The 255-nt window shown below is 58.0% G+C and carries 1 rRNA gene; it reads right to left on the bottom strand.

Going from position 1 to position 255, the window contains the following annotated elements:
* Nucleotides 1-255: ribosomal RNA gene (locus P0G09_RS20750) — 16S ribosomal RNA — on the bottom strand; the annotation flags it as partial.

Raw genomic sequence — 255 nt, 5'->3', positions numbered from 1 at the left:
ACGCGGCGTCGCTGCATCAGGGTTTCCCCCATTGTGCAATATTCCCCACTGCTGCCTCCCGTAGGAGTCTGGGCCGTGTCTCAGTCCCAATGTGGCCGTTCAACCTCTCAGTCCGGCTACCGATCGTCGCCTTGGTGGGCCATTACCTCACCAACTAGCTAATCGGACGCGAGGCCATCTCAAAGCGGATTGCTCCTTTTCCCTCTGGTCGATGCCGACCTGTGGGCTTATGCGGTATTAGCAGTCGTTTCCAAC

Source organism: Faecalibacterium sp. DFI.5.82 (assembly GCF_029076575.1).
GTDB classification, from domain to species: Bacteria; Bacillota; Clostridia; order Oscillospirales; family Ruminococcaceae; genus Faecalibacterium; species Faecalibacterium duncaniae.
The sequence above is the reverse complement of the archived record's forward strand: the minus strand, read 5'-3'. Positions and strand labels throughout refer to the sequence as shown.